The following is a 20,113-nucleotide window of genomic DNA, read 5'->3' as shown; positions in this document are numbered from 1 at the left end:
CTGACTCGACTTTCTGCAGATATTCCACGGATTATTAAAAAATAAACGATTTAGTAGTTGATAATCTTTAGCATTTAGTTAATCCGGATCAGCAACTTTAACCATTTGTTTCCAATATTTTCTCCTTTAAAAAGGCCAATAAAAGCAGCTGGAATATTTTCAAATCCGTCGATGAGGTTTTCGCGGTATTTCATCTTGCCGTCTTTAAGCCACTGACTCATTTCTTTTTTTGCACTTTCAAATTCATTTTGAAAATCAAAAACTACGAAACCTTCCATTCGCGCACTTTGCTGAATTAAAAGATGATTGGGACGAATTCCTGTCGGTGGATCCGATTGATTATAGCCAGCAATTTCTCCACAGATCACCAACCGTGCATGTTTACTAATGGACGGTAAAACGGCATCGAAAGTTGCTCCACCAACGTTGTCGAAAAACACATCAACGCCAGTAGGACAATGCTTTGCGATCTCTTTGGATAAATCTTTGGTCTCTTTATAATTAATGGCGGAGTCAATTCCTAAATCGGTGGTCAAATATTTTATTTTCTCTTCAGAGCCAGCGATTCCGACTACATGGCAACCTTTAATTTTAGCGATTTGCACAGCGATACTTCCTACGCCACCCGCAGCACCTGAAACAACTACGGTATCTCCTTTTTTAATTCCTCCAATTTTTAACATTCCAAAATAGGCAGATAAACCAGGAACACCTAAAACGCTTACCGCTGTTGAAATCGGTCCTAGATCCGGATCAACTAATTCTACCTGATCAGCGGAAATGGTCTGATAAATTTGCCAGGAAAAACGACCATGAACGATTGCTCCCTTTTTTACAAGTTCGCTTTTACTTTCCAGAACTTCAGCAACGGTTCGGCTGGTTATCGGTTTTCCGATTTCGTATTTGGTTCCAATGTCATCATCAGTTCCTTTCTTCATAAAACCTCGCATACCAGGATCTACAGAAACATACAAGGTTTTTAGTAAAACTTCGCCGTCTAAGATTTCTGGCATTTCTATAGTATTAAACTGAAAAGTATTTTCATTTGGAATCCCAGTTGGCCTTTCTGCCAAAACAATGACTTGATTTTTCATTTGTTCTAGATATATTTTTTGATGAGGTAAAATCTTTCAGACCAAAGCGGAAGCACTTCTAAAATAAAATTACTTTTAGATAAAGAAGAATCGTGGGCAAAGGAGGAAATAACGGCTGATTTATTTCACCAGTTGATCAATTGCCTTGGCAAGCTTGTGATCTTTTTCAGTGATCGCATCACCTTTATCGTGCGTATACAAGTTGATGGTTACTTTATTATATTCATTCGACCAATCAGGATGATGCTCTTGACATTCAGCGAGTAACGCAACTCTGGTCATAAAGGCAAAGGCTTCAGAAAAATCTTTGAATTTAAAAGTCTGTTGGAGTTTTCCATCGATTTCTTTCCACATGATGTTGTAATTTTTAATTATAAAAAGTAATTAGTAATGATTGAAATATCAATTGCAATTTTCCATTTCAATGATATAGTAGCCATTATCCTTAATTTCGTCTTCAAACTCTTGTTGCAGCGTTTCGATATGACAGAAACTGCATTCTTTAGAAGTTAAAAGTTGTTCCGGCTGACCTTTGGATTTCAAATATTCTTTTCCATATTCCTGAATAGTGATTTCATCCTTCATCGTAGACGGAGCAATGATATCGAAGTGCATTACGGTGCCGTCCTTTTTTGTTACATAGGTGTCCCAAACTGCTACTTGCATTTTATTTGTTTTTTAACTGAATTATTATTCGGACCTACTCAAATTTAGTGATTTTTTAATAAGGTAATAATTCTAACTTTTATTTTTATTTAAAAGTAGCGGTTAAAAACTATTTCCGAGTGCGGAACAATTCCAAATCCAGGATGAAAATGTATTTCTTTAAGCGGACTGTTTACGAATGGTAAAGAAGAGATAAATTTTAAATAAAATATTGAGTTGTAGAGTAAATGCCGAAAACTAATTTTTGGAATTTCTATCAATTTTCACTTCAATTTTTCCGTTTCTGGAATTGCATTTAAAATCTTGTACTGTTGGTCATTTCGGGTCTTTCCCTTTAAGGCCAAATAAAGATCAGGATTTTTAGGAAATGCGTTGGGTAAAGCAATAACGCGATCCAGTTTTTTAGATGATATTTTTTGAATGCTGTCTCCAAAGTATTTCTTTTTCAAATTAAAAATATTTGAAGGGTCAGATTTGATTTCCGGTGAAATCTTCTCAGTAATTTTCTGCGCAAATAAAAAGGTGGAGCATATTAAAAAGAATAGAAGAAGCGTCGTCTGTTTCATCATTTTAATTTTATTAAAGATAACAATTTTGTACAAATAGTAGAGTCAGTATTAAACCAAAAAAATCCAAGTTCTAAAAAGACTTGGATTTTTAAATGAATGAGGAACGTATTTTAAGGATGCATCGCAATTACTTGATTCAAGAAATCTACAATATCTTGTCCAGAATAGTCGGCCATTCCCTCTGTTTTATGAGCGATGTTTCCCTGCTTATCCAGAATAACCGTCGTTGGTAAACTGCCGCGGAAAAACTCTTCGGGGAAATCACTCGCTGGATAATAAATAGGCAAACTCAATTTTCTTTTCTCCATAAACTTCGTTGCCTTAGATTTGTTGCCTTCTGCTTCTAAAATGACAAAAACAACTTCATCATTGTCTTTAAATTGATCATATAGTTTTTGAATAGATGGCATTTCGGCGATACAGGGTCCGCACCAGGTTGCCCAGAAATTAATAAAAACAACTTTGCCTTTTAAATCTTCCAGGGAAACTTTTTTTCCGGTCTGATCAAGCATTTTCATTTTGTAGTTGGCTGCTTTTGCAGGATCCGTATTTGAATTTTTCGGATTTACAGAGACTGAAATTTCTTTTAAATCAGGATTAAAGAAACCTAATTTCATTAAACCTTGCTGCATGGTTGCCTTCACTTCAGGCACGAAAATCATTGAGAGAATCAGGCCTATAAAGGCGATATTAGAAACTTTTTTCATTATATTTTTTGTTTGGGTATTCATAAAGATTTTTTTAATTCACATTAAAAATGGGCATTCTGGGTAAGAATGCAAAGACATCTAAGGTCGGAATACTAAACTAAAGAAGTACGTAATTGCTGATAGAGAATGTACAGCGGAACAGATCTGGCTTTTTTAAAACCAATTTTGTTGGATAATGAAGATGAAATATCTACAGAGAATTTCAGGGCAGAATCTTCATGATCTTTCTTAATGACCGCAACCTGCTGCGTTTTTTTAGAAACCTGCGTTTGAACAAACTGACAGGAAGAGGTCGTTTTTGAAACATGCGAAGAACCGTTGTCAATATTGAAAACCTGTTTCAGCGATTGTTTTAGTCCACAAGGCGAAAAAGCCAAAACCAAAAACAGGATCAGGAAAGTGAATGTCTTTAAAATTCTGTATGTTGGAAAAAACTTTTTCATTTCGTTTGCGAAAATACTATGATTTAAATCCCTGTCCCAATTTTTAACACAGTTTATCATTTGCTGGTTTAATTTTTGACGGTAAAAACAAATGAAGAAAATACTAATAACAGGCGCTGGATCCGGTCTAGGAAAAGGCACCGCCATAGGTTTAGCAAAAAAAGGACATCATGTAATTGCAGCAGTCCACGTATGGGAACAGAAATCTGCCTTGCTTGAAATTATAAAAAAGGAAAAATTAGAAGACTATCTACAGGTTATCAAACTCGATCTGTTTGATGAACTCGATTGTCAGCACGCTCAATCTTTTGATATTGATATTTTAGTCAATAATGCTGGGATGGGACATTCTGGTCCTGTCGCAGAAATGCCCGTTGGGTTATTACGGGAAGTAATGGAAACCAATGTTTTTTCAACGCTAGAATTTACGCAACCTATTATCAAAAAAATGGTGGAAAAAGGAAAAGGTAAGATCATTTTTGTTTCTTCTGTCGCTGGTCTTACAACTTCGCCTTATCTGGGAGCTTACAACGCGTCCAAACATGCGTTGGAATCTGTGGCGCAAAGTTTAAGAGATGAACTTCATGATTTCGGAGTTGATGTTGCCACCATTAATCCAGGACCTTTTGAAACGGGCTTTAATGATAGAATGTACGATACTTATGAGCAATGGTACGACCAGGAAGAATGTTTTACGACCAAAAAAACCATTGAAAAAGCAGCCAAAAAATTATTAGAAAAACAATTGGATCCTCAGATCATGATCGATGCTATGGTAGAATTAATTCCGCAGGATGTTCACCCTTTTAGAAACGTAGTTCCAGAAGCATTGGGAGAAAGGTGTCTGAAATATGAAAAGGAGCAATATGAATTGAAATGCAATGAAAAATCGAGTTCAAAATAAAGAATTTTATTTGAAGTTAAAAAGAGTGGTGACCTTGCCACTCTTTTTTTTGTGCTGATAACTCAGCTCTATTAAAATAGCTTTTTTAATTGATAAAGAATTGATTAATTAGCGAGTTCTTTTTTGTGCTATGATCTTGTAAATTTCCAACACAACCAATGGTAAAATCCCCAGACCTAAAGCCATCAACCAACCATTCAGATCAGGCATGTGAAGTTTGAAAGCATTCCGAAGTACAGGAATAAAAAGTAACATCAGTTGCAAAAATAATCCCAAGAGAATGGCACCGTTTAAAAATTTATTACTGAAAAGTTTAAATTGATAAAAAGGTTTTTTACTGTTTCTTAAACCTAAAGAATAAAAAAGTTGTGCACATACTAAAACCAGAAACGCCAAAGTACGGCCATTTTTTATCACCTCTTCCGGCACCTCTTTGTCGAAAGGCGAATAGCCAAGTTCATAGAATCCGTACCAAAAAGCAACAATCGTAATGAGACCGATCAATATTCCGCCTAAGACAACGTGAATTCCGGCACCGTGAGAAAAGAAACTGTCAGTCGCCTTGCGTGGTTTTTCGTTCATCACTTCCGAATCATCGCCATCCATTCCGAGCGCAATTGCGGGCAGAGAATCGGTGAGCAAATTGATCCACAAAAGTTGGGTTGCGATAAGTGGAGCGGGCCAACCTAGAGAAAGCGTCACAAACATCACGAAGACTTCGCCCAGATTACAGGTTAGAAGGAATATCACCGATTTTTTAATGTTGTTGAAAATATTTCGTCCCTGTTCTATAGCGACCACGATGGTTGAAAAATTATCGTCGGTTAAGATCATATCTGCTGCATTTTTAGCGACGTCAGTTCCAGTGATTCCCATGGCGACCCCAATATCCGCCACGGTGAGCGAAGGGCCGTCATTTACGCCGTCGCCGGTCATGGATACAATATTTCCTTTAGACTGCAGTGCTTTCACGATTTGTACTTTGTGCTGTGGCGAAACTCTGGCAAACACCCGATAATTATTCACATTTTCCAGGAATTCCTTTTCACTTAAGTCATCCAGTTCCGGTCCCGTAATAACCTGTTCCATTTTATCTGCAACCTCCAGGTCTTTTGCAATGGCAAAGGCCGTGTTTTTATGATCGCCGGTAATGATGATCGTTTTTATACCTGCCTGTTTCGCCAGCTGAATAGAAGGTTTTACTTCCTCTCTTGCGGGATCAATCATTCCAACCAAGCCAAGTAGCACCAATCCTTGCTCCATTTGATTTGAAGAGGTACTGGAATCCGCTATTTTATACGCTAAAGCCAAAGTTCGCAAAGCGTTGTTTGACATTTTTCGCGCTGCCTCACTGAAATGCTGATGATCTTCTGCGGTAATAGGACGAACTTCGCCATTATCCAAAATAAAATCGGCAACCGTGCGCAAGCTGCCCAAAGCTCCTTTGGTAAAAACCTTACAATCCGTTTCTGATTTTATTAAAACCGACATCATTTTGCGATCACTATCAAAAGGTTTCTCGCCAATTCTTTGATTTTTCTGTGCTAAATTATTTCGGTCAATTTGTAAAGTATCACCCAAAATAAGAAGTGCAATTTCAGTTGGATCGCCCGTCGATTCATCGTTTTCAAGAGTTGCGTCGGAACAGAGAATCATTCCTTCGGCCAACATTTGAACCGATTTCGAAATTGAATTTATTGGTAGATCATCCAAAGCTACAACACCATCTAAAGTGTAAACTTCGGTAACAGTCATTTTATTTAAGGTTAACGTTCCTGTTTTATCGGAGCAAATGATATTCACGGAGCCTAAAGTTTCTACCGCCGGCAGTTTTCTGATGATCGCATTCTTCTTAGACATCGCAGTTACACCAATGGAAAGTACCACTGCCACGATTGCCGCCAAACCTTCTGGAATGGAAGCCACGGCGAGGGAAACAGAAATTAAAAACATTTCTGCGAGATCTCTTTCCTGAAACCAAGAAATTCCAAAAATAACAATGCAAATTCCGACCGCTACTTTTCCTAACGTTTTGCCGAGTTCACTTAGTTTTTTTTCTAGAGGTGTCTTCTGATCAACGTGTGAATCCAGAAGATCGGCGATTTTTCCCACCTCGGTATTCATTCCCGTTTCTACCGCCACGCCAGAACCTCTTCCTGCTGTAACGATCGTGGACATGAAACACATGTTGACCATTTCTGCCAAGGGAACTTTGAGATCAGTAAAGGATTTTTCTGCATTTTTCTCAACCGGAAGAGATTCTCCTGTGAGTGAAGATTCTTCGATCTGTAGATTAACGGTTTCGATCAGACGCAAATCTGCAGGAATGACTCTTCCCGCCTCCAAAATCACAAGGTCTCCCGGAACCAATTCTGAACTTTCTATTTCTCTGGTTTGTCCATCTCTTTTGACCAAAGCTTTCGGAGAAGACATTTTCAATAGTGCCTCAATTGCTTTTCCGGCTTTTACTTCCTGAAAGGTGCCAATCCCGGCATTGATCAAAATAACGAGGGTGATAATAACCGAGTCAATATATTCGCCCATGAAAAAGGTGATGATCACGGCGGCAAAAAGAACATAAATGAGCCAATCCTGCAATTGGGAAAGTACTATTTTATAAATCGGCTTCTTCTTTTTGGCTTGCAGACGATTTGATCCAAACTCTTTTTTTAGATTTTGGGCTTCTTCTTGGGATAAACCGCTGGCGGATTCAATCCCAAATTCTTCTAAAATTTCAGCGACCGATTTTGTAAAATACTTTGTTTTATGAGGCTCCATTTTTATAGAATAAATTATGCATCTGTATCACTGCAAATTAGAGCTTTTCTAGGTCAAAACAGAAGAAAGAAGCAATAAGTTTTCCTTATAAAAATCATGTTAAAAATATCGACAACTCCATCATTTTAATGAACGTATTTAAAAGTGGTCACCAAAATTTTTAGTCAAATTTGGTTACAATCATTAAAAAAACGATCAACTATTTTTATGCTCTTCTTTTAAATAATAGCTGCAGGAAATCTGTTTTCTTTTTACCTGATTATTTTTCAATTTGTCGTAAACCTTCAATTACTGCAAGAGCAGCACTTTCACCGGAAAGCATAGCAGCATTGAGTGAGCCGTTGACTAAAGTGTCACCAGCTAAGAAGATCTGATCGGAATAGCGCGCTTCTGCTGCTGTCAAACTGTAATTGATATTTTGTAAATCGGGTAGGGCTTGTGGTATTTCATACTGCTTGATCAACCTAATGACTTCAATCTTAAAATGCTCTTTTAACTCACTTTTTACTTGGTCGATCAATTCTTGATCTCTTAAGTTTTGATTGTCCACCACGGTTACAGACAGCAACTCTTTCTGAGATTGAATTGACGTTTCTAAACTCGTGTGATAGAAAATATTATTGATGAGGGTATTTTCTTTCGGCAAAAGTCCAATTAAAGGTTTCGAAATAACCCGTTTTTCTGTTTCAAAATAAAGAGTGGCGCATGATTTCCAGCTCAAAGTTTCTCGATTCAAGTTGGGAAGTAATTGACCGGCATCTGTTGCGATAATCGTGAAGTCACTTTCTATAAGTTGCCGATCTTCTAAGGTGATCGATCCGTTTTGAACCGATGTAACTTTGGTGTTAAAAAGGATTTTTGTAGTTTTTAATTTTTCAGCCAGTTGATCTGGAATAGCCTGTATTCCAGCTTTCGGCAAAGCAGCGTTTCCGGTTCCGAACATTTTATAGACAAACTCAAACATTCGGCTTGAGGTTTCTAATTTTGTTTCTAAAAATATTCCGCTGAAAAATGGTTTGAAGAATTGCGTGATCACTTGATCCGACAATCCGAAATCCTTTAAATATTGTAGCGTCGTTTTCTCTTTTTCAGCAAAAATATCGGAGATGCTCTTCGCCTTTAATTTCAAATTTAACTGAAGAATTTTAATTTTATCACTCAAAGCAATGAGACTGGAAAACACCGTTGGAAACAGCAGCGAAAAATCGCGCAAGGGATCACCGATCTGATTTTCTTTTCCATCAGTAAAAATGGCAGCTCCCGGCAAAAAGTTTTGTAATTCTAAAGCCTCGTAATCCAGGAATTTTTGCGCGGCCGGATAAGAATTTAATAAAACCTGAAAACCATGATCCAGTTGATAACCATCGACCTGATCAGTTTTTACACGACCGCCTACAGAATCGGTGGATTCTATAATAGTGGGAGAGATGCCCGCCTTTTCAAGTGTTTGCGCCGCCACTAAACCACTAATTCCAGCACCGATGATGTGTGTTTTATAATCTTGTTTTTCCATATTAAATTCTAGTGGTGACAAAACTAGTGATTAAAGTTTCGTTTCAATAAATGAACATTGTTTTTAAAAAGAAAAATTCGCTGTAGATTTTATTTTAAAACCGTCAAACCAGCTTTTGCAATGCGGACATCTTCACTTCCGTGAGCGCCACCAACACCAATTCCACCAACTACTTTTCCATCGATGATAATAGGTATTCCGCCATCCATCATTAAAATATTTTCATCCAGATACCGAATATCTTCGGGGATCGAACCGTCTTTAATTCCTTTTGCGATCACCGCCGTCTCCCGTTTTTGGGAACACGCCGTATACGCCTTTTTGTAACTCGCACGAATGGTGTGAACTCCCGCATTATGATGACGAAGCACGGCGAGCGTCTGTCCAGATCGATCAACGACCGTAATGGTTACAAACAATCCATCTTATTCAGCTTGTGCAGAAGCAGCCTGAATTATTTTAGCGGCCATTTTTCCCGTAAGAATTGGTTCCATCGTATTTTGTGCGTGAATCATAATGGTAAGTGTTGTAATTAAAAATAGAAATATTTTTTTCATGAGTTGAATTGATAAGTAAGGTTGTTATCGTTTTTTTTTGATAAGGTTAAAGATAAGCAGATTATAAGGAATATCAAACAGAAGATTGTTGATAGTGTATTGAGGTGACGGATTGTTAATCTGCGACATCCTTTAGATTTGCAAAGTATAATAATTATGAGGAGTGAGATTGTTATTGCTCAAAGTTGAAGACTTTGTACAGCGGGAAAATTTATCGTTGATAAGATGTCAATTTCCCATTTTCAAAGTAGAGATAAATATTATTGTAAACCCATTGCTCGTGCTTTCCCCATGATCCAACTGTTTCGTTTATTTCATTTGGACTACCAAATGCGACGATTGCCATTTCAGAAGTCATTCCTAGCCAGAAATTACCTTCTTTTAAAGAATTGTAAGTTTTAGCACCTAATTTCTTTATTAATACATCTTCTCGCTTTTTATTTTGCACTTCATTTGCCTTAGCATTTCTACTTGCATTTTCTAGTTTTATTTCGGACGCAAGGAATTCTTTATCTTCAATGTATTTCGCAATTTCAGGACTGTTCGCAATCCATAACGTACTAACGTATCCGCAAAGCTGATCGTCACAAATTTTAAAATAGTCATCAACGTAATTTACTATAAAAACATTCCGCTCTTCTTCTAAAGTTTCAATTATATTACCAATTGGTGTTGGTGCATCTTTTATTTTGCCTCCTCTAACAATTAAAGCTTCAATTTTTGTATTTTGAACTTCAGATAAAGCTTTTTTACTATTTAACTTTGCAATCTTTTTATCAGTTAAAACGATTGAATCGCCAAGTGATTTAATTTGCTGTTGAAAATCCACTTTCTTCAATTTTAAATCCGATAATGATTCCGACTGTGCATTTACAAAGTCCAGCGCAAAGCAAACTGATAGAAAAGATAGTAAAAATTTAATCATTTTTTTGATTTTTTTTAGCAGTGAAAATTTCACTAGCAGATTTAAGGTAAAAGTCACGGATTACAAATCTGCGACATTGAGGTATTTGTATTTTTATTTAAAAGTACAAAATTTTATAAATTGAAATGTCACGATTTGCAAATGCGTGACATCGGTTTGGTACTTGAACGTTTTGGTATCAGTATAATTTTAAGAGGATAATATTTTTATACCTTCATTGATAATTGTTGTATGATTTAATTTAAATGATTATATTAGACTTATACAGATATATTTCTGCACTTAAAATCTTTAAAAAATGGAAGGTCAAAAAGAATTAAACGAATTATTCGTTGAGTACATCAGAGAAAATCAAGAAACTATAAAAAAACTTACCGAATTAGTAAACGATAGCGACCTTCGTACCGCGCGTCGACTAACGAGCAGAAATGACAAAATAGTAGGTAAAATAGAAGAGATTATGCCAATTAAAGATCTTGTACGTCCTCGTATATAAAAAACCCGATAGCTCATTTACGATCCTTGTTTTTACTCTATAAATCCGATAGCGCGGATTTACAATCCGTGCTTACAAAAAAAGAACGCCCCGATTTCTCAGAGCGTTCAAACCACATATCAAACTATTTCTAGTAAGATCCTTTTTCCACGAAATGTGCGGCTACCTTTTCGGTAAGTGCGACTACATTTGGCATATTGGTGTATTTTGTAAATCTTCTTAAGCCAGAAAGCATCATGCGCTGTTCGTCACCTTCGGCAAAAGAGACGATTCCTTCTTTCGCAGCAGTAGAAATGGCTTCCACAGCTTTGTAAAGGTTGAGTCTCGCCATTGAAGCTTGTACAGAATCAGTGTCGAAATGTTTTTCTGCTCTTAAAATTGCAGATTCTGCCATATAGATCTGGTTCAGAATTTCAGACGCATTTAATAAAAGATGCTGCTGTTTTTCGATGTCCATCATGTATTTCTGAAGCGCTGCTCCGGCAACCATTAAGAATACTTTTTTCAGATTGTGAAGAATTGCTTTTTCCTCAGACATATATTCTGAATAATCCGGAACTTCAAAAGATGGAATTCCCATCAATTCTTTTCCGATCGCCATAGCTGGTTTCAACAGATCAAGTTCACCTTTCATTGTTTTCTTGATCAACATTCCTACCGCTAACAAACGGTTGATCTCATTGGTTCCTTCGTAGATACGTCCGATTCGTGAATCTCTCCAAGCTGCTTCCATGGGAGCGTCTTCTGAGAATCCCATTCCACCGTAGATCTGAATTCCTTCATCAGCGATATGTTGCGTTAGATCTGAAACATAAACTTTCAAGATCGAACATTCCACCGCGTATTCTGCCAAAGCATTCAATTCTGCTTCTTCGTGTGCCATTCCGCCAGCAACCAGTTCTTCAATTTTATCTTCTACATTTTTTGCAGCTCTGTACGATCCAGCTTCTGAAACGAAAATTCCAGTTGACATTTCAGCAATTTTCTTACGGATCGCTCCAAAAGTAGAGATCGCCACGCCGAATTGTTTTCTTTCGTTCGCATATTTGATCGCTAAACCTGTAATTCTTCTTTGTCCATCAACGTTTGCTGCAGCTAGTTTGATACGACCTGCATTCAAAGCGTTCAAAGCGATCTTGAATCCGTTGTTTCTTTCTCCTAAAAGATTTTCCACCGGGATTTTCATATCGTTAAAGAAAACCTGACGCGTAGAAGAGGAACGAATTCCTAATTTATGCTCTTCTTCACCCATGGTGAAAGAGTTTGGATCTTCTAGTTCTGAACGGTTAAACACGAATCCAGTAATATTTTTATCATCTCCGATTCTGGCGAAAAACGTAAAAGTCTCTGCAAAACCTGCATTCGAGATCCACATTTTCTGACCGTTGATGATGTAATGTTTTCCATCTTCTGTCAAGACTGCTCTTGTTTTTCCAGAGTTAGCATCGGAACCGGCATCTGGTTCTGTCAAACAGTAAGCACCGAATTTCTCACCTGTCGCTAAAGCTGGAAGGTATTTTTGTTTTTGCTCTTCTGTTCCGTACAATAGGATAGGAAGCGTTCCAATTCCAGTGTGTGCGCCGTAAGCAGTTGCGAGTGAACCGTTTCCACCAGAAACAATATCGCACGCTAACATTGTACTTACGAAGCCCATTCCCAGTCCGCCATAAGCTTCTGGAACTGCAATTCCCAAAATTCCCATATCGCCTAATTTGCGCATGGTTTCTTCAGTCAAAGCATAATCTTTCTTTTCGAAACGTTCTCTGTTTGGAATCACGTCTCTTTCCATGAATTCGTGAATCGACTCACGAAGCATTTTTTGCTCTTCAGTCAGTTCTTCAAGACTGAATAATTCTGCGGCTGGAATATCTTTGATGATGAATTCACCGCCTTTTAATGTTGTTTTTGTATCGCTCATGTCCTTTTATTTAATTTTTAATTTTGGATTATGAATTTTGAATCTTAATCCGCAAATATTTATGTTTTGTTATTTAATTTCTGCTGAAGAGTTTTTACGATGGAGGTTAAGATATTTACGATGTCATTTATTTCCTTCGTGTATTTTTCTTCATTAAATTCTACCATTTTGGATTTTGAAAGAAGCTCAATCCAATATTGTGTTTCTCTCGCTTCTTTACTCGCAATAGACATTTTGTAAAGAAAATCTTTCTGAGAAAACGCAGCTAAAGCTTCCTGAACATTTGCTCCGATCGAAGTTCCACTTCTTAAAAGTTGTTTTGAAAGAATAAATTCGTTTTGCGTTTTACAGATCTTGTACAATTCGATAATGACTAAGGCAAAACTGAAAGTCTTTTCTTTAATAACATTTTCTTTTTGCATTGATTCAAAATTTATAATTCAAAATCCAAAATTTCTAGAGAAGTTCGAAAATACTCGCCGCTCCCTGTCCTGTTCCCACACACATCGTCACCATTCCGTATTTCATGTTGCCACGTTTTTTCATTTCGTCTAAAAGTTGAACGGTCAATTTTGTTCCCGTACAACCAAGTGGATGTCCGAGTGCGATTGCGCCGCCGTTAACGTTTAGGATGTCTGGATTCAGATTTAATTCTTTTTTCAAAGCAACTGATTGAGAAGCGAAGGCTTCGTTCAGTTCGATTAAATCGATATCTTTTAATTCTAAACCTGCTTGTTTCAAAGCTTTTGGAACTGCATATAAAGGGCCCATTCCCATGATTCTTGGTTCTAAACCTGCGGCTGCATAAGCAACTAATCGTGCTTCTGGTTCCAGTCCTAATTCTTTCACCATTTCCTCTGACATTACAATTACGAAGGCTGCACCGTCACTCATTTGAGAAGAGTTTCCTGCAGTTACGCTTCCGCCGTTTGCAAAGACCGGACGTAATTTTGCCAAACCTTCTAAACTTGTTCCTACACGTGGACCTTCATCCACAGCGAAATCATATTTCTTGGTATGCATTTTTTGGTTCTCATCCAGGTAATTGTATTCAACTGGAATTGGAACGATCTGATCTTTAAACCTACCTGTTTCGTTTGCCTTTAATGCTTTATTGTGAGAATCGAAAGAGAACGCATCTTGTTCTTCACGGGAAATATTGAATTGTTTCGCCACTTCTTCCGCGGTATAACCCATTCCCCAATAATAATCAGGATTAGATTTCGCCATATCACTTTCCGGTACTGGTTTGTAGCCACCCATCGGAATGTAAGACATTGATTCTGTTCCACCTGCGATGATACAGTCCGCCATTCCTGCCTGAATTTTTGCTGAAGCGATCGCGATCGCTTCAGATCCTGACGCGCAATATCTGTTCACCGTAACTCCGGGAACCTGATCGGTTTTTAATCCCATTAATGAAATTAAACGAGCCACGTTTAAGCCTTGTTCTGCTTCTGGCATTGCGTTACCAACGATTAGATCGTCGATTCTGTTTTTATCAAGTTGTGGAACTGCAGCCATTAACTTTTCGATAACAGTTGCTGCCATGACGTCGGGTCTTGTAAATCTCAAACTTCCTTTTGGTGCTTTACCAACGGCCGTTCTAAAACCCTTTATTATATATGCTTGTTTTGACATAATTCTTAATTTGTTATTTTAACATCCATTTTGTCACGCTGGAAGCGTCTGTATAAAGTTTAGATTCCTACGGAATGACAAAGCGATGATCATTATTAATATTAGTTTCTCAACGGTTTCCCTTTCGTCAACATGAACTGAATTCTTTCCAAAGTTTTTCTTTCTCCACATAGTTGCAAGAAGGTTTCTCTTTCCAGATTCAATAAATACTGTTCTGTTACAACCGTTGGTTCAGAAAGATTTCCACCTACTAAAACATTCGCTAATTTGTCAGCGATCAGTTTATCGTGTTCAGAAATATATTTTCCAGTTAACATTTGATCCGTTCCAACTAAGAACATTCCTAAAGCATCACGACCCAGAACTTTTACTTTTTGTTCGATAGGTTGGGTATAACCATGTTCGGCTAAACTTAAGGCCAACATTTTCGCGGTTTTGATCTGACGGTTTTTATTGACCACCACTATATCTTTATGGTTTTCTAAGATTCCCATATCGTAGGCTTCGTAAGCGGAAGTTGCTACTTTACCCATCGCAATATTCATGAACATATCCCGAAGTCTGTTATTCTTAACATCATCAGAATGGAATTCACGGGAAACTCTCAAGGCCATTTCTTTGGTTCCACCACCGCCAGGAATTACACCAACGCCGGTTTCTACCAATCCGATATACGTTTCTGCTGCAGCAACAACTCGGTCAGCATGCATCGTCATTTCGCAACCACCGCCCAAAGTCATTCCGTGTGGCGCAACAACAACTGGAATTGAAGAGTAACGAACGCGCATCATTGATTTCTGGAAGTAGGCAATCGCCATATTCAAATCGTCCCAATCCTGATCGATCGCCATCATTAAGATCATGGCTAAATTGGCTCCAACAGAGAAATTAGCACCTTGATTTCCAACAACCAAACCGTCGTAATCTTTTTCGGCTAAGTCAATGGCTCTGTTCAAACCATCTAAAACTTCACCACCTAAAGAATTCATTTTTGAATGGATCTCGAAGTTGATAATTCCGTCTCCTAAATCCTGAATTGAGGATCCTGAATTACTCCAAAGTGTTTTGTTTTTTCTAATATTGTCGAGAATGATAAAAGATTCCTGACCTGGAATACTACCATATTTTCCAGCGTTTTGGTCGAAGAAAATACTTTGACCTTCGTCGTTTACTTTATAGAAAGATTCAACATTTTTCACCCAATCAGAAACTTCATATCCGGCTTCTTTCGCTAATTCGATTCCTTTTTGAACTCCGATAGCATCCCAAATTTCGAAAGGTCCGTTCTCCCAACCGAAACCTGCACGCATGGCGTCATCGATTTTGTAAACTTCATCAGCAATTTCCGGAACTTTGTGAGAAACATATCCGAATAAAGCACCGAAAGATTTGCGGTACAATTCGCCTGCTTTATCTTTTCCTCCAATTAAAACTTTGAAACGGTCGATTGGTTTGTCAATCGCTTTCGTTAAAGAAAGGGTAGGGAATTCTGTTTTTCCTTGAAGTTCATATTCCATGGTATCTAAATTCAAACCTTGAATTTCAGATTTACCGGCGGCGTTTTTCACTTTCTTGTAGAAACCTTGCTCAGATTTAGATCCCAACCATTTGTTGTCGACCATTTTCTGAACATAGTCTGGAAGTTTGAATACGTCGTTGAAGTCGTTGGCTTCCATTTTACTGTTTCGAACTCCATCCGCAACCATTACCAAAGTATCCAGACCAACAACATCAGCCGTACGGAAGGTTGCAGATTTCGGACGACCGATTACAGGGCCAGTTAATTTATCAATGTCAGAAACGTTTAAACCTAAGTTTTTCACTTCATGAAGCAAGTTCATCATGGAGAAAACGCCGATTCTATTGGCGATAAATGCTGGAGTATCTTTTGCTAAAACAGTCGCTTTTCCTAAGAATTTAGCGCCATATTCCATATAGAACTTAATGATTTCGGGATCAGTTTCTGGCGTAGGAATAACTTCCAATAGTGGTAAATATCTTACCGGATTAAAGAAATGCGTTCCTGCGAAATACTTTTTAAAATCATCGCTTCTTCCTTCAATCAAGAAGTGAATCGGAATTCCAGAAGTATTCGATGAAACCAGAGTTCCTGGTTTTCTAAACTGTTCGATCTTTTCGTAAACTGATTTTTTGATGTCGAGTCTTTCAACAACAACCTCAATGATCCAGTCTGTTTTTTTAATTTTCTCTAAATCATCATCGAAGTTTCCAACGGTAATTCTTTCCGCAAATTTCGGAGAATATAAAAGTGCCGGACTTGATTTCTGTAATTTTACAAAGTTTTCAGCGGCGATTCTGTTTCTTACGACTTTGTCTTCTTTCGTAAGACCTTTTTTCTGTTCAGCTTCAGTCAGTTCAAACGGAACGATATCCAGCAAAAGCACTTGTACACCAATATTGGCGAAATGTGCAGCGATACCAGAACCCATAATTCCTGAACCTAAAACGGTAACATGTTTTATTCTTCTGTTCATATTCCTTATTTTTTATTATTTAATTCATTGGCGATCTTCAAAATGTCAGTCATGACCTCTTTGAAAATATCCATTCTTTCTTGTGGAATTTTTTCCATCACTTTTTTATTAAAGTTCACAACCACCTCTTTCGATAAGTTACGGGAATTAATTCCTTTATCCGTAAGCTTAATAATGACTTCGCGTTTATCATTGGTGGTTTTTTCCTTGTAGATATAACCATTGTCTTCTAAAAGTTTAATGATTCTTGTTAAGGAAGTGGGTTCAATCGCCATTTTAGGTCCTAGATTCGTACTTCTTGTACCTTCTTTAGGATCGATTTTCAGTAACGTAAGCGCTTGAACGGCGGTAGCATCATGGTCTTGGGCTAACTCCGAATACATTTTCGAAACAGCGAGCCAAGTTGATTTCAAAATGAGATCGATATTCTCGACCTTTTCATTGTGGTTCTTGTTCATAATAATTGGTAATGTGGTTATGTCAAATATAAATAATATTATGCATGCATAGTATGTTATAATTGTTAAAATTTTGTTAATAGCTGGTAATCAATTAATTAAAAGATATGACGAGCATAATACTATGCATGCATAGTACTTTTAAAAAGCTGAATAAATAGGGATTTAATAAAAGGTTTCGAACGAAAAAAGCGATTTCTTCAAAAGAAATACATTTTTGTTGAATATCGTGGTTTGAAATTACCCAAAATGATTCCGTAAACTCAAATTTGAGCTTGGAAAGATTTTTTTGAAAGTTTTTTTGCAGAAAAGAGTAGAGCATTTCTTTGTGTAATTCTGGCGCAATAATTTGCGGCGCTACAAATCCTTCGTTAAACTGAAAAATACTTGGATTGAGTAATTCGTTATGTTTCAAAAGAATTTCCTCCGTAATTCCGGCTTCCAGTTTTTCATTATTAAGGAGCCAAATTTTATCTGCAAATTCTTTTGCTAATCGCCAATCATGAGAAGAAAAGAGGATTAGTTTATTCTTAGTTTTTGCTAGTTCCCGAAGTAATTTTAGAATGATGATCTTGTTTTGTTCATCTAAATGAGTCGTTGGCTCATCTAAAATAATCATCGGAGAATTTTGTGCTAAAGCACGACCGATAAAAGCTTTTTGAAGATTACCATCTGAAAGTTGGCTTAATTGAAAATCGCGATATTGTTTTAAATTTAAACTGTCGATAATTTCTTCAACTTCTTGTTGATCAGCTTGGCTTAGTTCAAAATAATAAGGATAATGAATGTATTTCCCGAAGGAAATTAAATCCCGCAAAGTGTAGTTTGCCGGAATTTGAGACTTTGAAAAAACGACGGCAATCTGTTCTGCCATTTCTTTGGACGAAAGGTTTTTCGTTAATTTTCCATTTATGAATACTTCGCCTCCCAGCAAATCAATTTGATTAAGAATACTTTTGATTAAAGTTGTTTTCCCAACGCCATTGTTTCCGATTAAAAGGCAAATCTCACCTAGAGCCAATGAAGTATTAACTTCTTTAATTAAAGAAGTTTTATAACCAATTGTTGTATTTTTTAACTCTAAGAACATTGATAGTAGGACGAATTTGTATTCACTTGGCTCTTTTTACTTTTTACCTGGCTCTTTTATTATTCAGCATCATTGTCAAAATTACAGGAATTCCAAATAACGACGTAATTACATTCAAAGGAAACTGTGTAGATTCAGATATAATCGAGAAAAACTCCATAATTAAAATTCCCAATAACATATTTAAAATCCACTGTTGCCAAAGTTTGGCGGGATTAAAAAGCATTCTACAAAAATGGGGAACGACAATTCCGATAAATAAAATTGGTCCTAAAAAAGCCGTCACCGAGGCCGATAGAAGCGATGAAGAAATAATAACTAAAAATTTTAAATGCTTCAAATTGACACCTAAACTTTGAGCATAAGCGGTTCCTAACGAATTTCCAATCAAAGGTTTGATCGTTTTGAAACTTAAAAACAAACCTATAACAACAATCACGGTTAAAACTAAAATCTGATTGGTCGAAACCTGATTATTCGCACCGAAACTCCAAAGAATGTAATTCTTAAGACTTTGATTTTCCGCATAAAACTGTAAGATCGAAACAACGGCTCCAGCTAAAGCAGAGATCAGAAACCCGAATATGATGAGAAAAGATTTATCCTGAAATTTCCCGGAAAACGCTAAAAGAATAACCATTAAGAATAAACTTCCGGCAATTGCTGAGAAACTTAAAAAACTGTTCTGTAAAAACTCAGGAAGAATAAAATCTTTAGAAAAGAAAATATAGAATGCAACACTCAAACTCGCCACCGAGGTAATTCCTAAAACTGAAGGTCCCGCCAAAGGATTTTGAAAATATTCCTGTAATAAAAATCCTGAAGTGGGAATCGAAATTCCCGCCAACATCATCACCAAAATACGGTTAATGCGGAGTTGTGCGATCTGTGAGTTTTCAGAAGTAGACGAAAAAAAATCCGAAAAACTTAAATCCATAAAACCGATATTCAGGTTGATGAGGATCGAAATGAAAATTCCGATGACAATGAATATTCCGGTGATTTTAAAGTTTTTCGACATTCTGGATATACAAAAAAGTCACAAAAGTCGTGCTTTAGCTTAGAAATGAAAGTGGGGTAAAATTCACAACGATGTGAAAATAGCACCTTTAAAATTCTTTCACTCTAAGTTTTGCAACAACGTTTGTGACTTCTATTTGATATTATTTAAAAGAATTAATCTTTTCAGTTAAAGCTTCCTCACTCATCATTCCCAAAGTCTCGTCGGTTTTGTCCCCTTTTCTCATAAAAGTGAAAGGAATCGCGCCGCCGTCCCATTCCTTAAAGTTGGCCGGAAAAAATTCTGGAGTAAGTTTTGAGCCATCCAGTACGACTACGTTTGGTGCAAGACCATGTTCTGCCACAAATTTTGGTAGCGCCTTGTCCCATTCTGAACGCTCATCTAAACTCACAAAAGTAAATTTAACTGGCTGCTCTTTCATCTCGGCCATCTTCGCTTTGAAATGTGGAATTTCCTTTACGCACGGTCCACACCAGGTCGCAAAAAAGTTAGTAACATATAAAGTATCATTATTTTGTTTGCCGAGCATTTTTGAAGTTTCTTCGGGGCTCCATTCAATTTTTTCGAAAGGAACGGTAGCAACGTCAGCAACAGCGTTGTCATCGATCATTGCAGAATCTGCAGTCGTGGTAGTTGCCGATTCATCAACTTTAGTTTCCTTATTACATGCAGCCATTAAAGAAAAGACAGCGACACTTAAAATCAATTTTTTCATTTTATTTTTATTATTTTTGAATTCTTAATTATTATGGAAAATCTCTTATCTAAAGCCAGACAAATCGAATTTCACCCGCTAAAATTAGCGAAAAAGCAAGAACTTACCAAAACTACTTTT

Annotated in this window: 21 protein-coding genes; 2 read left to right on the top strand and 19 right to left on the bottom strand. The window is 37.0% G+C overall.

Annotated features, from left to right (window positions below; all coding sequences use genetic code 11):
• Positions 1–74: 74 nt before the first annotated feature.
• The 6 genes from ACEYOS_RS02355 to ACEYOS_RS02330 form a co-directional block, all read right to left on the bottom strand.
• On the bottom strand, positions 75–1,094 hold the full coding sequence (locus ACEYOS_RS02355; RefSeq protein WP_373709795.1) for an NADP-dependent oxidoreductase: 1,020 nt from the start codon (positions 1,092–1,094) through the stop codon (positions 75–77).
• A gap of 120 nt (positions 1,095–1,214) precedes the next feature.
• The gene (locus tag ACEYOS_RS02350) at positions 1,215–1,448 is read right to left on the bottom strand and encodes a 4a-hydroxytetrahydrobiopterin dehydratase (protein WP_373709794.1); all 234 of its coding nucleotides are present in this window, start codon (positions 1,446–1,448) and stop codon (positions 1,215–1,217) included.
• Positions 1,449–1,496: 48 nt separating this feature from the next.
• Complete coding sequence (locus tag ACEYOS_RS02345) at positions 1,497–1,760, bottom strand: DUF2024 family protein (RefSeq protein WP_373709793.1); 264 nt, start codon at positions 1,758–1,760, stop codon at positions 1,497–1,499.
• 263 nt (positions 1,761–2,023) lie between these two features.
• Positions 2,024–2,329, bottom strand: coding sequence for a hypothetical protein (locus ACEYOS_RS02340; RefSeq protein WP_373709792.1), 306 nt, complete (start codon positions 2,327–2,329; stop codon positions 2,024–2,026).
• 110 nt (positions 2,330–2,439) lie between these two features.
• Entirely contained in the window at positions 2,440–3,060 is a 621-nt protein-coding gene (locus ACEYOS_RS02335; protein ID WP_373739235.1) for a TlpA family protein disulfide reductase, read from the bottom strand.
• Positions 3,061–3,131: 71 nt separating this feature from the next.
• Positions 3,132–3,482 carry a hypothetical protein gene (locus ACEYOS_RS02330; RefSeq protein WP_373709790.1) on the bottom strand — a complete coding sequence of 117 codons (351 nt, stop codon included), beginning with the start codon at positions 3,480–3,482 and terminating at the stop codon, positions 3,132–3,134.
• A 91-nt stretch (positions 3,483–3,573) separates the two neighbouring features.
• On the opposite strand from ACEYOS_RS02330, the gene ACEYOS_RS02325 reads away from it, so the two are divergent.
• Positions 3,574–4,386, top strand: a complete 813-nt coding sequence (locus ACEYOS_RS02325; protein WP_373709789.1) for an SDR family oxidoreductase — start codon at positions 3,574–3,576, stop codon at positions 4,384–4,386.
• 108 nt (positions 4,387–4,494) lie between these two features.
• Here ACEYOS_RS02325 and ACEYOS_RS02320 read toward each other — a convergent pair whose 3' ends face one another.
• The 5 genes from ACEYOS_RS02320 to ACEYOS_RS02300 all read right to left on the bottom strand — a co-directional run bounded on the left by ACEYOS_RS02320 (position 4,495) and on the right by ACEYOS_RS02300 (position 10,159).
• Positions 4,495–7,164, bottom strand: coding sequence for a cation-translocating P-type ATPase (locus ACEYOS_RS02320; RefSeq protein WP_373709788.1), 2,670 nt, complete (start codon positions 7,162–7,164; stop codon positions 4,495–4,497).
• Between the two features lie 259 nt (positions 7,165–7,423).
• Positions 7,424–8,677, bottom strand: a complete 1,254-nt coding sequence (locus ACEYOS_RS02315) for an NAD(P)/FAD-dependent oxidoreductase (protein WP_373709787.1) — start codon at positions 8,675–8,677, stop codon at positions 7,424–7,426.
• Between the two features lie 89 nt (positions 8,678–8,766).
• Positions 8,767–9,096, bottom strand: coding sequence for a heme-binding protein (locus ACEYOS_RS02310; RefSeq protein ID WP_373709786.1), 330 nt, complete (start codon positions 9,094–9,096; stop codon positions 8,767–8,769).
• 6 nt (positions 9,097–9,102) lie between these two features.
• Entirely contained in the window at positions 9,103–9,234 is a 132-nt protein-coding gene (locus tag ACEYOS_RS02305; RefSeq protein ID WP_373709785.1) for a hypothetical protein, read from the bottom strand.
• 211 nt (positions 9,235–9,445) lie between these two features.
• Entirely contained in the window at positions 9,446–10,159 is a 714-nt protein-coding gene (locus tag ACEYOS_RS02300) for a hypothetical protein (protein WP_373709784.1), read from the bottom strand.
• Between the two features lie 298 nt (positions 10,160–10,457).
• On the opposite strand from ACEYOS_RS02300, the gene ACEYOS_RS02295 reads away from it, so the two are divergent.
• A complete protein-coding gene (locus tag ACEYOS_RS02295) occupies positions 10,458–10,655 on the top strand; it encodes a hypothetical protein (protein WP_373709783.1) in 198 nt (65 codons plus the stop codon).
• A 130-nt stretch (positions 10,656–10,785) separates the two neighbouring features.
• Here the strand turns inward: ACEYOS_RS02295 and ACEYOS_RS02290 are convergent, their stop codons facing one another.
• The 8 genes from ACEYOS_RS02290 to ACEYOS_RS02255 form a co-directional block, all read right to left on the bottom strand.
• Positions 10,786–12,573 carry an acyl-CoA dehydrogenase family protein gene (locus tag ACEYOS_RS02290; RefSeq protein WP_373709782.1) on the bottom strand — a complete coding sequence of 596 codons (1,788 nt, stop codon included), beginning with the start codon at positions 12,571–12,573 and terminating at the stop codon, positions 10,786–10,788.
• A gap of 59 nt (positions 12,574–12,632) precedes the next feature.
• Positions 12,633–12,995 carry a four helix bundle protein gene (locus tag ACEYOS_RS02285; protein ID WP_373709781.1) on the bottom strand — a complete coding sequence of 121 codons (363 nt, stop codon included), beginning with the start codon at positions 12,993–12,995 and terminating at the stop codon, positions 12,633–12,635.
• A gap of 34 nt (positions 12,996–13,029) precedes the next feature.
• Positions 13,030–14,214, bottom strand: a complete 1,185-nt coding sequence (locus ACEYOS_RS02280; protein ID WP_373709780.1) for an acetyl-CoA C-acyltransferase — start codon at positions 14,212–14,214, stop codon at positions 13,030–13,032.
• A 101-nt stretch (positions 14,215–14,315) separates the two neighbouring features.
• Positions 14,316–16,709 carry a 3-hydroxyacyl-CoA dehydrogenase/enoyl-CoA hydratase family protein gene (locus ACEYOS_RS02275; protein ID WP_373709779.1) on the bottom strand — a complete coding sequence of 798 codons (2,394 nt, stop codon included), beginning with the start codon at positions 16,707–16,709 and terminating at the stop codon, positions 14,316–14,318.
• Positions 16,710–16,714: 5 nt separating this feature from the next.
• Positions 16,715–17,167 carry a MarR family winged helix-turn-helix transcriptional regulator gene (locus ACEYOS_RS02270; RefSeq protein WP_373709778.1) on the bottom strand — a complete coding sequence of 151 codons (453 nt, stop codon included), beginning with the start codon at positions 17,165–17,167 and terminating at the stop codon, positions 16,715–16,717.
• A gap of 94 nt (positions 17,168–17,261) precedes the next feature.
• The gene (locus ACEYOS_RS02265) at positions 17,262–18,257 is read right to left on the bottom strand and encodes an ABC transporter ATP-binding protein (RefSeq protein WP_373709777.1); all 996 of its coding nucleotides are present in this window, start codon (positions 18,255–18,257) and stop codon (positions 17,262–17,264) included.
• Between the two features lie 43 nt (positions 18,258–18,300).
• Positions 18,301–19,278 (bottom strand): iron chelate uptake ABC transporter family permease subunit, encoded by a 978-nt coding sequence (locus ACEYOS_RS02260; protein WP_373709776.1) that lies wholly within the window; start codon positions 19,276–19,278, stop codon positions 18,301–18,303.
• Between the two features lie 142 nt (positions 19,279–19,420).
• Positions 19,421–19,993: a TlpA family protein disulfide reductase gene (locus ACEYOS_RS02255; RefSeq protein WP_373709775.1), complete on the bottom strand. Its 573-nt coding sequence runs from the start codon at positions 19,991–19,993 to the stop codon at positions 19,421–19,423.
• Between the last annotated feature and the right edge of the window lie 120 nt (positions 19,994–20,113).

This window comes from Kaistella sp. (genome assembly GCF_041824135.1).
Taxonomy (GTDB): domain Bacteria; phylum Bacteroidota; class Bacteroidia; order Flavobacteriales; family Weeksellaceae; genus Kaistella.
The sequence above is the reverse complement of the archived record's forward strand: the minus strand, read 5'-3'. Positions and strand labels throughout refer to the sequence as shown.

Coding starts and splice junctions, on each gene's coding strand:
- ACEYOS_RS02355 (WP_373709795.1), bottom strand. CDS start 1,094: ATGAAAAATCAAGTCATTGTTTTGGCAGAAAGGCCAACTGGGATTCCA.
- ACEYOS_RS02350 (WP_373709794.1), bottom strand. CDS start 1,448: ATGTGGAAAGAAATCGATGGAAAACTCCAACAGACTTTTAAATTCAAA.
- ACEYOS_RS02345 (WP_373709793.1), bottom strand. CDS start 1,760: ATGCAAGTAGCAGTTTGGGACACCTATGTAACAAAAAAGGACGGCACC.
- ACEYOS_RS02340 (WP_373709792.1), bottom strand. CDS start 2,329: ATGATGAAACAGACGACGCTTCTTCTATTCTTTTTAATATGCTCCACC.
- ACEYOS_RS02335 (WP_373739235.1), bottom strand. CDS start 3,060: ATGAATACCCAAACAAAAAATATAATGAAAAAAGTTTCTAATATCGCC.
- ACEYOS_RS02330 (WP_373709790.1), bottom strand. CDS start 3,482: ATGAAAAAGTTTTTTCCAACATACAGAATTTTAAAGACATTCACTTTC.
- ACEYOS_RS02325 (WP_373709789.1), top strand. CDS start 3,574: ATGAAGAAAATACTAATAACAGGCGCTGGATCCGGTCTAGGAAAAGGC.
- ACEYOS_RS02320 (WP_373709788.1), bottom strand. CDS start 7,164: ATGGAGCCTCATAAAACAAAGTATTTTACAAAATCGGTCGCTGAAATT.
- ACEYOS_RS02315 (WP_373709787.1), bottom strand. CDS start 8,677: ATGGAAAAACAAGATTATAAAACACACATCATCGGTGCTGGAATTAGT.
- ACEYOS_RS02305 (WP_373709785.1), bottom strand. CDS start 9,234: ATGAAAAAAATATTTCTATTTTTAATTACAACACTTACCATTATGATT.
- ACEYOS_RS02300 (WP_373709784.1), bottom strand. CDS start 10,159: ATGATTAAATTTTTACTATCTTTTCTATCAGTTTGCTTTGCGCTGGAC.
- ACEYOS_RS02295 (WP_373709783.1), top strand. CDS start 10,458: ATGGAAGGTCAAAAAGAATTAAACGAATTATTCGTTGAGTACATCAGA.
- ACEYOS_RS02290 (WP_373709782.1), bottom strand. CDS start 12,573: ATGAGCGATACAAAAACAACATTAAAAGGCGGTGAATTCATCATCAAA.
- ACEYOS_RS02285 (WP_373709781.1), bottom strand. CDS start 12,995: ATGCAAAAAGAAAATGTTATTAAAGAAAAGACTTTCAGTTTTGCCTTA.
- ACEYOS_RS02280 (WP_373709780.1), bottom strand. CDS start 14,214: ATGTCAAAACAAGCATATATAATAAAGGGTTTTAGAACGGCCGTTGGT.
- ACEYOS_RS02275 (WP_373709779.1), bottom strand. CDS start 16,709: ATGAACAGAAGAATAAAACATGTTACCGTTTTAGGTTCAGGAATTATG.
- ACEYOS_RS02270 (WP_373709778.1), bottom strand. CDS start 17,167: ATGAACAAGAACCACAATGAAAAGGTCGAGAATATCGATCTCATTTTG.
- ACEYOS_RS02265 (WP_373709777.1), bottom strand. CDS start 18,257: ATGTTCTTAGAGTTAAAAAATACAACAATTGGTTATAAAACTTCTTTA.
- ACEYOS_RS02260 (WP_373709776.1), bottom strand. CDS start 19,278: ATGTCGAAAAACTTTAAAATCACCGGAATATTCATTGTCATCGGAATT.
- ACEYOS_RS02255 (WP_373709775.1), bottom strand. CDS start 19,993: ATGAAAAAATTGATTTTAAGTGTCGCTGTCTTTTCTTTAATGGCTGCA.